This window comes from Nostoc sp., from assembly GCF_036917395.1.
GTDB lineage: Bacteria > Cyanobacteriota > Cyanobacteriia > Cyanobacteriales > Nostocaceae > Nostoc.
Genome location: NZ_JBALDI010000003.1, coordinates 172,170 through 186,619, shown reverse-complemented (window position 1 = coordinate 186,619; position 14,450 = coordinate 172,170). Strand labels below are relative to the sequence as shown.

The following is a 14,450-nucleotide window of genomic DNA, read 5'->3' as shown; positions in this document are numbered from 1 at the left end:
TAATCAGCTATGTGCAACTTTAGCGTGAGCGATCGCTAAACTGATCTCGTGACCATAATGTTTAGATATTGCTGTGAAGGTTTTATCAAACGTAGTTGCGTCTATCATAATGATTCCCACCATTCCTTATTAGGCTGAGAAAATATTTTTTTGATATTCATGCTATTCAAAGCTCCTAAATCCCGGCTGTTAACATGTTTTCCCTGACTTGCAACCTTGTCACTGAGAATAGTTTCCAGTTGCGTTGGATCAGTTTGCACTTCAACTTCAGGAATGTTTTTTAAGCTGGGTTCAACAGATTGTAGAAGCGACTGGCGCTCAAATCATCCCGATTGATGGCAAGAGTGTCAAAGGCTCTTATGACCGCAATAGAAAGCAGTCATCCTTACACATGGTAAGTGCTTGGTCGAGTGAGAATCGGTTGATGTTGGGTCAAGTCAAGTTAGAGGATAAGAGCAATGAGATTAAGGCAATTCCAGCTTTACTAAACTTACTTGAGATTACAGGGTGTATCATTACTATTAATGCTTTTGCGTACTCAAACGGAGATTGCTAAACAAATTATTGAGAAAGGAGCAGATTATGTGCTTTGTCTCAACGAGCAGCAATGAATACAGATTATCTGCTTGAAGTGCTGGCAGTAACGCTACCCCATTAGCACATTATAAGCAAAAATTTCTGGCGCTTACCAGGGTAATACAAGCCCTTGTTTCATAAAACTTACCTGTAAAGTTGCAGGTTTAAGTAAAAAGTCTAAAAAGAAGTTTGAAATTATTAAATTAAAGACAATTAATCTACGCATTTATCCTTAAGTCAAGATTGCTCTAAATCTTCCCCAAAGTAAATAGTGCGAATATCTGTGGGTAATTTGTCCTCTAGCATACGATAGCCTTTCTGGAGAGAATTGGCTACTTCACTAGGGGCGATCGCTTCTCCTTCGGCTTGTAAATAGGCGGCGATTCTAGTTTCGCTCCAGTGGAAAGTTTGAGCCATTAACACCATCAATCGCAAAACAGGTGGTAATTGGTCTAATGCCTGTTGTACATAGCACCATAGTGGCGGCGAAGTTGTTTGAAGAGAATAATGAATTGCTTCTGTGGGTGGTAGCTTAATCTCGTTAATACAGAAAGCTGTCATATTAATTAACCAATTTTGCAAGGTTAAGGCTTCCTCACCTGATTTAGAGTTGGTTAAATTTAGTCCACCGAGTTCGTAGTAGATATGTCCCCAGGTGAGGGCAAACAGATAATCTGCTTGCACAGGCGATCGCGCCGAATGCCGAATTAAGGTATACACTATGGGACTATAGCGGCAAAAAATCACCGTAAAGTACTTTCCGGCATCTGGATAGCGCTGAAACAGAGTAAGTAGTTCATCGTCACTGTGATGGAACAGCGACTTTACCAGCGGGTGATTAGCTTCGGGAAAATGAGGAATTTGCACAAGTCTTTGAGTTGATAGTTGTTAAAATAGTTTTGGGAATTGCACTCCCGTAATTAATCGCATAATATCTTGGTGTTGCCCAGTTTGTAGCCCAGATCAGACTACTAGAGTATTGATAAACTAGAAACAAAGACTTAATTTTAGTCTTAATCGACAATCATAAAATCGGCTCTCTTATAGAATCCTTATTTGTTCATGGTTATAGCAGTTAGTGTGATATCGTTCCTGCTCAGTCCCCTTACCTTAGGCTCCTTTCTCCCTTCCCTGCCCTTAGATAGCCTGTTCTCCACCCAAGGCATTATGGTGATGCTGCTAGCAGCCTATGCTGGCGCAATGTGGATGTTCCTCACTAGTGCCCCAAAAGTACACACTGTAATGGTGTCGGATTTGGAGATTGCCCGACAGTTGTATGAAGGACTGCTAGATTTGCCAGCCGCTGAGGTGCCCTTGCACTATTACTACAACTACGAACAAACTATAGGCGCAACTGGCATTGATCCACTATATATGTCTACTGGGCCGAGCTTGTCTAACAAAATGATGAATAATGCTACAGATGGGCTGTGGTATCAATTAAAGAAAAACACCCAGCTACACGTTATTACTGGCGCAAGTTTAGGTAGCAAAAATCAGCAACGCCACGTTTGCTTTGACCATGACTGCCTAGAAATGATTTTAATGCGAGTCGAAATGCGCGGTTTGAAATTGAAGATTCGCAACCACAAGCCCCTGAATTTTTTGGTGAAGGACTATGAAGGGCGCGTTATTGAGGTAGCAGAGGTAGCAAATTAGTCATTAGATTTTAGATTATTTGAGGTTGGGTGGTGCGTAGCTTGCTGCCGTAGGCATCGCACCACCCAATATTTTTTTATATAGCAGGTGAGGCGTAGCTTGCCGCCGTAGGCATCGCGCTACCATTGATTATTTAAAGTCATTATGGGGTTTTGCTAAATAAAAGCTTATGACCGTTGAAAAAATGTACACATCTCATCTATATGAAACAGATTTCTATACTTGGACTCAAGAGCAGGTTAGCTTGCTCAAAACTCAACAGTGGGATCAATTAGATACCGTTAACCTGATTGAAGAAATTGAAACTTTGGGCAGAAGGGAACGGCAAGAATTGAGAAATCGTTTGGGCGTATTGCTAGGACACTTACTCAAATGGCAATTTCAACCAGAAAAACGTAGCAATAGCTGGTTGGGTACAATTCGAGAGCAACGTGTCCAAATTAAGCTACTTCTGCAAGATAGCCCTAGCTTGAAACCTTATTTAGATGAAGTTTTCTTCACTATTTATGAACTAGGCTTGGCTTTGGCGGTTCGAGAAACCGAGTTAGATGAACAGGTTTTTCCAGAAATATGCCCTTATACTTTAGGCAAAACTTTAAATCCTGAATTTTTACCAGATCCGAATCAGGTTGATAAGTAAGATAGTAATCGTCCCAATACTATTTTATTACCGTAAACCGTGGCAAATAAAAGCAGCCCAGTAATGAGGATCTGAAAAGGGGAATTGCTCTATGGAATTTTCTAGCACCTCAATCTGATTTTTAAGCTTCTGATACTTTAGAAATTTACGAGTCCAATTTAACCGCTCTGCTGAACCTCGCTCGTATTGGGATTTTTGAATCTGGGCTTCTTCAAATTCCGTTTTTGCGTGATTATATAGTTTTTAATATCCTTCCTCTTTAGCAATTTCTCTTTCTTAAGTTCGCGCAGTTTGATTTGGGATTGCTGTAAAGCTTCAGGACGGCTATTACCTTCTTGTCGCTGCTGGTAGTAGAAAATGGAAAATAATGCTGTGGCTAAATCATTGACTGACCACAGAGTACTAACTACACTTCTAGCACCAGCACACAAAAATCCTATGGAGAGAGTAAAAATATCATCAGTTAGGGAAGGAATACCCAAATTAGTTTCGCAGCAAGAAAGAAACACTTCTACAAGTTGAGGTAAACGCCAGGTTGGTGTCATCAATTGCCCCAAGGTGATGCTACCATCAGCTAATTTTAACTGTGATTCTAAAGGATTATCGAGGCGAGATTGGGCGTGGTGGCAGGAATGAAGTACTTGAACTTGTTGTGCTAACTGTCGATAGTTTTCACAAGTGGCTTGACTGCTGCCAATTAATCTGTTTTCTGGTGGAATGTTATACATTTGGGCGAGTTTTTCGCCTTCAAATCTTGCACAGGGAAGGTTATCTTCGGCATCTTCCACAGTTCCATATTGTAGAGAGATTTCATTAAATGTCCCGACATTATCACGTTGTTGACAAAATTCTAAAATTTGGCAGCTTTGGGTATAACGAATCAGAAATTTATCTCCTAAATATTCCTGATATTCTCCTGTAGGCAAAGCAGCAAAGGGAATCTGATGCAGTAACAGGTGAGGTACTAAAATTAATCCTTCTATTCCTTGAAGATGTTGGGATATCAGTTCAGGTATTTGCAGGCGTTCAGCTAGTTCGCGGAGAATACTGTTAATTTGAGTTTCCCATTTTTTGGGATCATTCATATAAGGCAATAACCAATTCAGGTTAATCCAGCCTTGCAACGTCTCTAGTCCTTGTCCTGTGGAGGTGTGGAGATTAATTTGGTTTTGCTGTACGACAAAAATATGAGTGTCACTGTTGGTAGTGTAGAAACTGAGAATAGCTGTATTGGGCTGATCAAATAGTAGTTTTTGAATTTCTGACAAACAGAGGGGGTTTACTTTAATTTCGCCAGCTAATACGGGATCTTCGCGTCTGAGATTTTCCCAAACTTGCTGTTTTTGGGCTTCTAAAGATGCGATCGCTTCATTGTAAGCTTGGAATGCAGCGCGTGTTTCACTACGGTTATTGTCGGATTTATGGCTTTGGCGTTCTTGATTAATTTGTTGTTGCAGTTCTTCATACTGCTGCAATAATTCTTGAACTTTTGGGGGGATTTCTTCGCCTTGACAGAGGTTGTAGCTTGCCATTAAGTCTACCAGGCGTTTGGAGCGCGATCGCTCGGAGTATTCAAAGGCTTTTTCTATTTGTCCAGCGCTGATGCAGGCTTGCACCATATTTTGGTAAATACCAATAGATTTCCCCAGAATTTCTTGACGGTGTGATTCAGATTTTGCCCAAGTACGGCTGGTTTCTACTGCTTTAATGGCAATATTATAGCCCTGGATAGCTTCTGACCATAATTCGGCGTGAAAGGTCATATTGCCTAAATTAGATGCAGAGTTGACACACATAATTGGAAAGGCTATATGTGTGTAGACTTTTAGTGCTGACTTAAACTGCTCTATTGCCTGATCAATTTGTCCTTTATCACGGTAGGCAGCACCTAAATTATTTTGCGTGCTTGCCCATTCTTCGGGAAAATCTTCTATTGTACGAACTTCCAACGCTTGTTCATAATAGCAGATAGCTGATTCTAGATTTTGTACCTTATCGCCATAAATCCGATTACAGTAAGCATTACCCAAATTATCTTGGATTTTCGCCCAATATTGGGGAAATAAATATCGTGTAAATACTTGCAATGCTAATTCGTAACTTTTGATAGCTTGTTCAACATTATCCGCTCTATCAATACCAATCATCTTGCAGTAGGCATTGCCCAGATTGATTTTAATTCCGGCCCATCTTTGAGGAAATATATGCTGATTATATATTTGCAAAGCATTTTGATAGCAAATAATCGACATTCCCAAATTCTCGAATTGATCGCCGTAACTTCTTTCAAGATAGGCATTTCCCAAATTACTCTGTGTATCTGCCCACCTTTCCGGAAATTTTTCCCGGTTGTACACTTGCAAGGCATTTTTATAGCAAATGATAGCAGTTTCTAAATTATCGAATCGATCACCACGAATTCTGTCAAGATAGGCATTTCCTAAATTACTTTGTATATCTGCCCACCTTTCCGGAAATTTTTTATGGTTATACACTTGTAAGGCATTCTGATAGCAAATAATCGCTGTCTCCAAATTTTTGGCTCGTTCTCCACGTAGCCTTTTACAGTATGCATTGCCCAGACTGTTTTTGGCAGTAGCCCATTCTTCTTGATATATTTTGTCGCTGAAAACACTTTCAACCATTTGGTAGCCGATGATAGCAATTTCCAAATTAATAGCTGGAAAACCCAAGGAAAAATCCTGAATTAAATTGCTGAAATTGACAATATCTACTGCTATTGCATGTGCTTTTTCTGCATCTCCTCTAAACAGAGTATCTAATGCCCAACTTCGCCAGACTTGAATCAGCTTATCATCCAGTTTGTTCAGGTTAGTTTGCAGTAATGAAGAGATTGCCTGGGAGTTGCCGTCGCTGTCGTGGGTTACCTGCAATACCTCAAGCAAGAAATCGAGATAGTATTTGTGGTTTTGTCTTCCTTTTTTTTGTTTTTGAGTACCGAATCCTTTTGCCATCTTAATTCAGCTATTTTCTATTTATAGTTATCAAACATTTCTGCCAACTTCTCTAGTAGTTCTTCAGCTAAATCCAATAACTCAATTTCATCAATTTCATCACTGGTTCCGCGGTTACTTTCTCCAACAGCCACATTAGCAGCCAAAACATTTTTGACAGAAAAAAGCCTATCTTCTTCTTCAGATAGACTCAAATATTTTTCCAACTCAGCGGCAATTTCTTGGATCGTCCTTGAACCCAAACGCGCTCTTACTTTCACCGCTACCGAATTGTCACTTTCCAGCAGCTTTACTAAAGCTTTTCTCAGTCCATCATGTTCGCCAGAAAACTTCTCAACGGCTATACGCACATATTCCCGCACGCTCATGTTTGCCGCCAATGCCTTTTGTGCAACTACATCTGGTACATCTACCAGCAATGAACCTTCGTTATCGCTGGCTTGATATAATTCATCCCCTTGTTTGACGGCTACAAGCAAATCTGCACCCAATGTGTGTAAATAGTGCAACACTGATTCCAACTCATGTTCTTTTAACGCCGACTCCAATTTGGACACCGCCGCTTGCTTTACTCCCAGTTTTTTCGCTAGCTGCGTCTGAGTTAATCCTGCTTTTTTACGTATTTCCCGCATGGCATCGGTGAGATAAAGGCGCAGGTACTCTAACTTCCCTGCCAGAATCACCTCTGAATCGTCGCTGACTTTCTGCTGTAACCAAGCTTGAAAATTAGGCTTTTTCATCACTGTTCCCTCTGCTGCAATTCACGCAATCTCACTCTTGCAGGCTGTTTGTCTCTATCTTTGATAGCGTCGTCGTATTTCTTCATAAAGGCGTGCAACACCACAAAGTGCTGAGGAGTACCAGCCGTTAAGATAAACCGTGGGTTATGTTCGCTCTTAGTCATACGTAACTCATACAAATCATCTTCCAGTTTCTCAAAGATGCCACTGGTAAGTGATGCGAGTCCTTTGTCGCACAGGTAGCCAAGATTAACTTGCAGACGCTTGGTTTCGGAAGCACTCAGTAACGGCTTTGGTGGATTTTCTGGTTTCTCCTCTTCGGGAATCATCCTGATGAAAAAAGCCAGCAAATCTTTGGGGATTTCCCCATTGACATCTAGATAAAGTTCCCAAGTCCAGGTCACTTCCTTCCTCACAGTTGATAAAGTTCCCAAGTCCAAGTCACTTCCTACCTCATAGTCTAGTATTCCTTATAAGGAATGTCAAGATTTATATTCCTTTAAAGGAATATAATATAGAACAAGTGAGTGCAACTTAGGCAATAAAAATGGTGCGTTAGGCAAAACCATAACGCACCCTACTGTTTATATGCTTAAGTAGGTCAACTCAATTGTTCAAATTTAAATTTCCCTTTAATAAACTTGTTAAAGTATTGACCTTTAGACGGTGCATTATCTAAGTCTTCCTTGACACTAGGAGGTACTTTGAAATATTCGTAAACACTTCCACTATCAAATTCAATAGTCAGTGTTTGAGTTTTTGGCTCATAGCTAAATTGCTTAATAACGCTGCCTTCGGGCTTGAGTAGAGGGAAGGCGATCGCATCCCGAATACTGGCACAATCAGTTAATAACATTACCAACCGATCAATCCCAATCCCTAAACCACCTGTAGGCGGCATTCCGTATTCAAGAGCTGTCAAAAAGTCTTCATCTACGCCTTGCGCTTCCAAGTCACCAGCAGCTTTTCTTTCAGCTTGTGCTTCTAAGCGTTCTCTTTGCTCGATAGGATCGGTAAGTTCTGAGAAGCTATTGGCAGTTTCTCGCCCTACTATAAATAACTCAAATCTTTCTACTAAACCAGGTTGAGAACGGTGGGGTTTTGCTAGGGGCGAAATTTCTACTGGGTAATCAATTACAAAGGTAGGTTGAATTAAATTGGCCTCTACTTTGTCTTCAAAGGCTAAATTTAGTAACTTACCAATTGATTGGGCTTCATCTACACCAGGAATACTAGCATTTTTACTTGCTGTTTTTGCTTCTTCCAAAGTTTGGAAAGAATTAAAATCCAAACCCGTAGATTCTTTAACTAAATCGTGCATTGTCACCCGCCGCCAAGGTGGTGTTAAATCTATAGGTTCTCCTTGGTAAGTGATTTCCAGCGTGCCGAGTACCTCTTGGGCGACAGTAGTAATAATCCCCTCTGTCAGCGCCATCATATCGTTGTAGTCGGCGTAGGCTTGGTAAAGTTCAATTGTCGTAAATTCGGGATTGTGTCGAGTCGAAATTCCCTCATTGCGGAAAACCCGCCCCAATTCAAACACCTTTTCAAAACCACCCACAATCAACCGCTTGAGATGAAGTTCTGTGGCAATTCGCAGATACAACTCCATTTCTAAAGTGTTGTGGTAGGTGATAAATGGACGCGCATCTGCACCCCCAGTCTCACTTTGCAAAACTGGTGTTTCAATTTCCAAAAAATCCCGTTCTTCTAAATAACGACGAATACCCGCAGTAATTTGGGCGCGACGGCGGAAAGTTTGCCGCACTTCCGGGTTAACAATCAAGTCAACGTAGCGCTGACGGTAGCGCTTGGCAACATCCGTTAATCCATGCCACTTGTCGGGTAGGGGCAACAAGGATTTAGTCAGGATAGTATATTGTTTAACGTAGACAGATAACTCGCCCTTTTCAGTCCGTTTAATAGTACCTTTGGCTCCCAGGATGTCACCTGCATCTGTGAGTTGTTTCAAGTGATTAAAGGCATCAGCATCAATATCTGCCATGCTTTCTTGGATGCGATTTTTATCCAGATAAAGCTGAATTGTGCCGGTTTCATCTTGCAAAGTGAAGAAAGCCAATTTACCGAAAACACGACGCGCCATAATGCGTCCAGCTATAGCAACTTCTAAATCAACTTCTTCGCCGCTGGATAAATCGGCAAACTTTTCTTGCAACTGCGCTGCATGATGGGTAGATTCCCAACGATAGGCATAGGGATTAGTCCCTAGCTGCTTGAGTTGTTCTACTTTCTCCAGCCTTGCGGCTCGGATATCTTCTTCCGACATGGTAACGAACTTTCAGGGGGCAAGATTAATTATAGATGCTGCAATCAAGTGGGGCGATTATCTGCAATCTTTACAAACTTCAGATTTGGTGTCGCCATCAAACACTACCAAAAATTTGCCAAACAGTTTCCAATCGGCCCATTAAATGAACATGATGATGACTGGCTAACCGTTTGGGCATGGTTAAACGATTGCAGCAAGGCGGCTCAAGGTGCTTCACTCATCAGCTTTGGAATTAGGGAAAGGAAATCTGAAATTGAAAGAATGCTGGAGTATATAGCGAAAAAGCGAGGGATGACTGCTGAGGAACTGTTCAAAAGCATTCTGGATGGAACTGCTGACAGCAGTGGCAATGAGCCAGGCCAGGTAGTCAGGAATGAAGGTGTCGAAAGCATATTGCTCAGTTAACGGGTAGTCGTCATGCTCAATAGGGCAAGATTAATTTATAAATGCTGCAAAAGTTGGCAGTGAGAGATATTTGTCCTTGAGGGCGCGTGCGATCGCCACTCAAAAATAATTGGGCGATCGCTTCTCTTAAGCAAAAATTGCAGAGAACATATCATTGATTATCTTTAACTATAATTAAAGATTTTCCTCTGCAATTCCAAGCTTTATTTTTCCTCCACTTTTAGCGAATGCCTAGATGAAACTGCCTTCATTTTCAAGTTAGTAAATTGCACGATCGCCTTTACAAAATCTTGCTGTTCTGGTTGCAAATTCAGTTTTACTAAGGCTTGATTGATATTATTACCAGCCCGGAGATTGTGAGTAAGTTGGGCACGTTGCGATGTGTTTAAAACTGCCTCAATTTCCCTATTTCTTCTCTGACGCACAGCCTGAAGTTGTTGGCTTTGTAAGGGAGTCAGGTTAATCTCCGACGAGGTGGAATAGCTTGCAGTTTTGGTAGTTTGGGTGAAAATGACACCAGAAGTAGCATGGAGTTGAACGGGTGCAGCTAAGGTAATTCCCGGCAGGAAAAGGACAAAAGCTAGAATAGCAGCAAACACAGAAAGCCGTTTTGTCAAGTGAATTGCCATATTGAGAAATGCCTACATCTAATTTAATGCTGAGATATAGTTAAGCCATTTTAAAGTCTTAATTTTGAATCTTCAATTTATCCTACCCTCAAGAGAGTGGTAGTCCACCTAGAAAATATTATTCACTTTAAGGAAATCCAAAAAAACTATAATGGTAAACTTAACTAAATTACTTTTGCTAAAATCCAGACCCAAATTCAAGTTTGGACAAAATTATCACTTAAGTGCTCATTTCTGTTAATCTGTCAATGCGTAAGTCCTGCTAAAATCTGGTTGCTGGAATTTCTAACAACCAGAGAAGTATCAGAAAATGAAAAAAATAAGTAAAACTCTTGTAACTACCTTGGCGTTTTATCTATGCTTTGGTGGAGCGGCACAGGCTCGTAGCATTACTAGCATAAGTCCGCCTACGGGGCCAGGTCAGGGGGATATATTCTGTACACAAGTTCAAACACCCGTTAATACCCCATTTCCTAATAACAACAACAGCACAGCTGCAAGCCAGAATCAGATTCTCAACTTCCCTGGTTTATCTTGTACCCCCAAAACCTTTCAAGCTATAGCCCCGATTGATACTCAATTGTTCGTTGAACCTTCAGGAGGGACAACAGAGTATTTCTTTACCGAAACAGCCGTAAATAATACTAACTCTACTTGGAACGGGTTTAGTTTTAAGATTGGCTTCGGAGTTAATGATAACTTCGGACCGCCTGAATTAATTCTAGTCCCCTATGGCTTTGCGATTCCAGATTTTGACTTCAACGGTTCAAGCTCTGACCCTCAGCCTACCTCGTCTAAATTCACGCAACTCCTCCAGGATGGTTCTTTCAATTTGCAATGGTCTGGGGGATCGGTTGCTCCTGGCGAGTCCGTCGATTTCACGTTTTCTGTTGATGCTCCCGATGATTTAGACGGAAACGATTTCTCTTCTTCTTTCACAATTCGTGAACTTCCTAGTGCTAAACCTGTTCCTGAACCCACTACCATTAATGGCGTTCTAATTATACTAGGCATACTCAGTTCAAGGTTAGCTCTCAAACATAAAATGAAAGTAGCAATCACCGAACAAAGGTAGTGTTACGGAGCGTGTAACCTATTGGATAAGCTGGATGTGGGGCGTTAGACAAGCCTAACGCACCCTAAAATAATTTACTCAGGTCTTTTCATTCTGTCGATTTCTCGTTGTAATTCTTCAATTTGTCGGCGTAAAGCTTCTGTTTGATTTGCGGATGATTCTGCTGAAACATTTACTGATCCGGAAGCAGGCGATCGCTGATAATTTCCTCGGCGAATTTGCTGGTATTCTTCAGATACTGCCCACGCCCGTAAGTAATGCAAGCGTTCCACTGGGAAAGGATGGCTCAACATCATACCCTGAGCGCCATTGTACATCAAGAATTTATACACCTGATTCAGTCCATCTTCATCCAGTGCCTGATAATTTTCTGACTGCTTGATAAACTCTTGTAAACTACATTCATTGGCATATTTGTTACTACCGCCAGAGAGTTTCATCATCGTTGACATCACGGGATTTAAGTCATCCATCACCAGTAGTGCGGCACGATCTGACGATAACTCGGCTTTCCGCCGCCACTCAAAAAAGGCGTAAATCAAGCCTTGTGTCACAAGATTACCGATGCCGAAGGTCAATTCTCCCAAGGCAGAAGCAGCACTCATCGCCCACATCGCCATTTGAATTAAAATAGTATGACCACATTTAATATGCCCCAGTTCATGGGCTAGCACCGCCCGAATTTCGGCTTCGTCTAGTAAGTCTAGTATCCCTGTATTTATGACTATGTAAGGATTCTCTTGCCCCAGCGCATAACTATTTGCTTGGGGATTTTGCGAGACAAACAGTGTAGGTTCTGGGTAAATGTCCAAATCTCGGACGCATTCCCGAAACATCTGGTAAATAGTGGAATATTGACGCGGCCCGACTTGGATGGCGTTACCCATTAGATAGACTAATTGAGGGCGTTCGTAGATAAATTCCACAAATTTACGAGCGATTAAATCAAATCCCGGTAAATTTCGTAAAGCTTGCTCGGCTTGACGATCTAGTGGATGCCTAAAGGCTTCGCTGGAAATTCCTGTGTAAGTTGGCATAATTTAGGGTATTGGGTCAGTGAACACTTATTAGTGAACAGTTATCAATAAACAGTCTATAAACTGGTAACTCAGAGCTGAGAACTGAATAATAGAAATGGGGCAATTGGAAGTAAAAGTCACTTTGTATGGAATTAAAAGCGTGTGATTGAGGCAGAAGTTCATTTGTCACTACATAACTTTTTGCGATCGCAGGCGGGGTTCCCTTCCTGGCCCCATCATTTGACGATGGCACGGTTGGTAGCACGCGCCTTGCGCCTGGGACGTAGTGCCCTAATTCAAGTAGGGGCGGTTTGTGGCTATCAAGGGCGGTATCGCACCAGTTTCGTAGCATCAGCCCTAATGTGGCATGGCCCTGTAATTATTGTTGCTCAAGAAGCGGTGCAGCAACTTCTGCTACAGATAGAAATTCCCCGTCTACAGCAGTGGCTACCAGCCAACAAATCGATTAGAACAGGTGACGCTTGGCCTGATGCTGAGTTTCAAGGGCTACTGTTAACCTCCCCGGAAGCTTGGTTAAGAGGACAATTTGCTGGTGGCGATCGCTTTCCCCAAGGCATCCCTACAATTATTGATGGGGTAGATGATCTCGAAGATTGGGTGCGTGATCAACTTACCCAAGATATTCAACCCCATGATTGGGATCAACTCATGCTAGCTTGCCCAAACCAAGCTGAGGCAATTAGCGAGGCACGGATACAACTAACACACGAACTTTATCAGCATCCTGCCAATCCCTATGAGTGCTATCTAATTTCCCAGCCAGAAATAGAGATTTTAAGCCGTCTCTATTCTGCTTTAGAGTCAGTACAAGCACTGCCAGAACCTTGGAAACAATTCTGGCAGCAATTACAAATCCTTGATGAAAATCTTTCCCCTCCTGCCTCCCCTACCTCCCCTGCCTCCCCTGCTCCCCCTGCTCTCTTCTGGGCGACTATTGCCCATCGACAAGGTTTATTTTCTTTGCACTACGCCCCAATGGAATTAGGGGAAATCCTCTCGCCTATTTGGCAGCGACAACCAGTAGTTTTAATTGGCAGCGCCATAGAACCGGAAACTGATGCTCCTCTTTTCCAACAGCGCCTGGGTTTAGACGATTTAACTTGTCTGAATTTTTCTTCGGAAAGTCAAGCGGAAGCAATTCAACTGTATGTACCCTATAAATTGCCTCTACCTAACACACCAGAATTTCAAGCGGCATTTATTCACAAAGTCCGTACATTGGTTTGTCTAAGTGCTACAGCACCAGGATTAACGGTTGTCTTGGTGGGGGATGTACCACTCAAGTCTCAAGTGGCAACAATTCTGGCCTCAGAGTTTGGTTCGCGGGTGCAAGTAGAAAAAACTTGTTTAGATGAAAATGGGATTTTGATTAGCGGTTGGGAATTTTGGCGAGAACATCAACGAGTTTTGCCGGCACCTCATTTGTTAATTATTGCTACTTTACCCCTACCATCTTTAGAAAATCCCCTAGTAGCTGGTAGGGTAGCTCGTTATAAGCGATCGCATCAAGATTGGTTCCGTTTATATTTGTTGCCAGCAGCCTTGAATGAATTACAAAGAGCGATCGCTCCAGTCAGAGAAAGTCAAGGCATTGTTGCTCTACTTGATAGTCGTGTAGTTAATCGTAGCTACGGCGCTCAAATTCTTGCAGCTTTAAGTCCTCTGGCACGAATTAACTATCTTGATCCAAGCCTGTTTTCTACTACTAGTGAAGAAAATTCCGCTTAAGGTCATTTGTCACCCAATTTACATTTTATGAAGGTAATGCGATTCATTGCCTCTCTATAGCCATGATTCCTGCCAAGATAAATTTAGAACCTAAGTAAAATTTGAGTTGCTGATTATGGGTGAAGCAAAGCGTCGTAAAACCAGACAAGGGGAAACATACGGTCAAGAGACTCGGATCTTGCCTTGGGTTCCCATCACAAAAGCTCAATCCGAACTATTTGTCAGTTGGACAACTCGTGGTGCCTGGATAGGCATTATCCTTATGGCTGTAGGATGGGCAACTATCCGTTTTATCGGCCCAGCCTTCGGTTGGTGGCAAGTAGTCTTCTAAATCTTGCTGTTAGCCTTCTGACTTGGAGAAACCTTGAATCTTACTCCCCAACACTAGTAGGGAACGATCTGCTCTTGTTAGGTCTGTATTGGACTCAACTGAGAAACGCTATAGAAATATACCAGATAAGGGGTTTGGCTTAAAACTATAGGACTTACGCAAAATATCTCTCAAACTCTGATTTCTCCGTGCCGCGCCAGTTGCTTCTCCTAAGGGAGACGCTGCGCGAACAAGTCGGGAAACCCGCCCAACGCACTGGCTTCTCTGTGCCTCTGCGGTTCGTTATTCCGTAACTTGTGCGTAAGTCCTAAACTAATGCAATTAAATGAGCGTAGGCGTGGCCCGTCGGAGACATCGCTTGT

General features: G+C 42.1%; 13 protein-coding genes and 1 pseudogene. 7 read left to right on the top strand and 7 right to left on the bottom strand.

Annotated features, from left to right (window positions below):
* Window positions 1–265: 265 nt before the first annotated feature.
* A pseudogene (locus V7K46_RS02095) lies at window positions 266–596 on the top strand (ISAs1 family transposase); the annotation flags it as partial.
* Window positions 597–813: 217 nt separating this feature from the next.
* Here V7K46_RS02095 and V7K46_RS02090 read toward each other — a convergent pair.
* The gene (locus V7K46_RS02090) at window positions 814–1,443 is read right to left on the bottom strand and encodes a sigma-70 family RNA polymerase sigma factor (RefSeq protein ID WP_335110564.1); all 630 of its coding nucleotides are present in this window, start codon (window positions 1,441–1,443) and stop codon (window positions 814–816) included.
* Between the two features lie 195 nt (window positions 1,444–1,638).
* On the opposite strand from V7K46_RS02090, the gene V7K46_RS02085 reads away from it, so the two are divergent.
* Window positions 1,639–2,235: a glyoxalase-like domain protein gene (locus V7K46_RS02085; protein ID WP_335023240.1), complete on the top strand. Its 597-nt coding sequence runs from the start codon at window positions 1,639–1,641 to the stop codon at window positions 2,233–2,235.
* A gap of 184 nt (window positions 2,236–2,419) precedes the next feature.
* Complete coding sequence (locus V7K46_RS02080) at window positions 2,420–2,875, top strand: DUF29 domain-containing protein (RefSeq protein ID WP_335110685.1); 456 nt, start codon at window positions 2,420–2,422, stop codon at window positions 2,873–2,875.
* Window positions 2,876–3,033: 158 nt separating this feature from the next.
* Here V7K46_RS02080 and V7K46_RS02075 read toward each other — a convergent pair whose 3' ends face one another.
* From V7K46_RS02075 to lysS, 4 genes are all read right to left on the bottom strand, one after another.
* Window positions 3,034–5,850 (bottom strand): CHAT domain-containing protein, encoded by a 2,817-nt coding sequence (locus tag V7K46_RS02075; RefSeq protein WP_335110562.1) that lies wholly within the window; start codon window positions 5,848–5,850, stop codon window positions 3,034–3,036.
* Window positions 5,851–5,867: 17 nt separating this feature from the next.
* Window positions 5,868–6,590, bottom strand: a complete 723-nt coding sequence (locus V7K46_RS02070) for a helix-turn-helix domain-containing protein (RefSeq protein WP_335110560.1) — start codon at window positions 6,588–6,590, stop codon at window positions 5,868–5,870.
* The gene (locus V7K46_RS02065) at window positions 6,590–6,994 is read right to left on the bottom strand and encodes a type II toxin-antitoxin system RelE/ParE family toxin (RefSeq protein WP_335110558.1); all 405 of its coding nucleotides are present in this window, start codon (window positions 6,992–6,994) and stop codon (window positions 6,590–6,592) included. The genes V7K46_RS02070 and V7K46_RS02065 overlap by 1 nt, the downstream gene beginning before the upstream one ends.
* Window positions 6,995–7,191: 197 nt before the next feature.
* Window positions 7,192–8,877 (bottom strand): lysine--tRNA ligase, encoded by a 1,686-nt coding sequence (lysS, locus tag V7K46_RS02060; protein WP_335110556.1) that lies wholly within the window; start codon window positions 8,875–8,877, stop codon window positions 7,192–7,194.
* A gap of 48 nt (window positions 8,878–8,925) precedes the next feature.
* Between lysS and V7K46_RS02055 the strand changes: the two genes are divergently transcribed.
* Window positions 8,926–9,285 carry a hypothetical protein gene (locus V7K46_RS02055; RefSeq protein WP_335110554.1) on the top strand — a complete coding sequence of 120 codons (360 nt, stop codon included), beginning with the start codon at window positions 8,926–8,928 and terminating at the stop codon, window positions 9,283–9,285.
* A 203-nt stretch (window positions 9,286–9,488) separates the two neighbouring features.
* Here the strand turns inward: V7K46_RS02055 and V7K46_RS02050 are convergent, their stop codons facing one another.
* Complete coding sequence (locus V7K46_RS02050) at window positions 9,489–9,914, bottom strand: hypothetical protein (RefSeq protein WP_335110552.1); 426 nt, start codon at window positions 9,912–9,914, stop codon at window positions 9,489–9,491.
* Window positions 9,915–10,224: 310 nt separating this feature from the next.
* Between V7K46_RS02050 and V7K46_RS02045 the strand changes: the two genes are divergently transcribed.
* Window positions 10,225–10,989, top strand: coding sequence for a PEP-CTERM sorting domain-containing protein (locus V7K46_RS02045; protein WP_335110550.1), 765 nt, complete (start codon window positions 10,225–10,227; stop codon window positions 10,987–10,989).
* A 74-nt stretch (window positions 10,990–11,063) separates the two neighbouring features.
* Here the strand turns inward: V7K46_RS02045 and V7K46_RS02040 are convergent, their stop codons facing one another.
* Window positions 11,064–12,026: a M48 family metallopeptidase gene (locus V7K46_RS02040; protein WP_335110548.1), complete on the bottom strand. Its 963-nt coding sequence runs from the start codon at window positions 12,024–12,026 to the stop codon at window positions 11,064–11,066.
* A gap of 144 nt (window positions 12,027–12,170) precedes the next feature.
* Here V7K46_RS02040 and V7K46_RS02035 point away from each other — a divergent pair, with 144 nt between their 5' ends.
* On the top strand, window positions 12,171–13,757 hold the full coding sequence (locus V7K46_RS02035; protein WP_335110545.1) for an ATP-dependent DNA helicase: 1,587 nt from the start codon (window positions 12,171–12,173) through the stop codon (window positions 13,755–13,757).
* A gap of 115 nt (window positions 13,758–13,872) precedes the next feature.
* The gene (locus V7K46_RS02030; protein WP_273766750.1) at window positions 13,873–14,088 is read left to right on the top strand and encodes a DUF2839 domain-containing protein; all 216 of its coding nucleotides are present in this window, start codon (window positions 13,873–13,875) and stop codon (window positions 14,086–14,088) included.
* Window positions 14,089–14,450 lie beyond the last annotated feature (362 nt).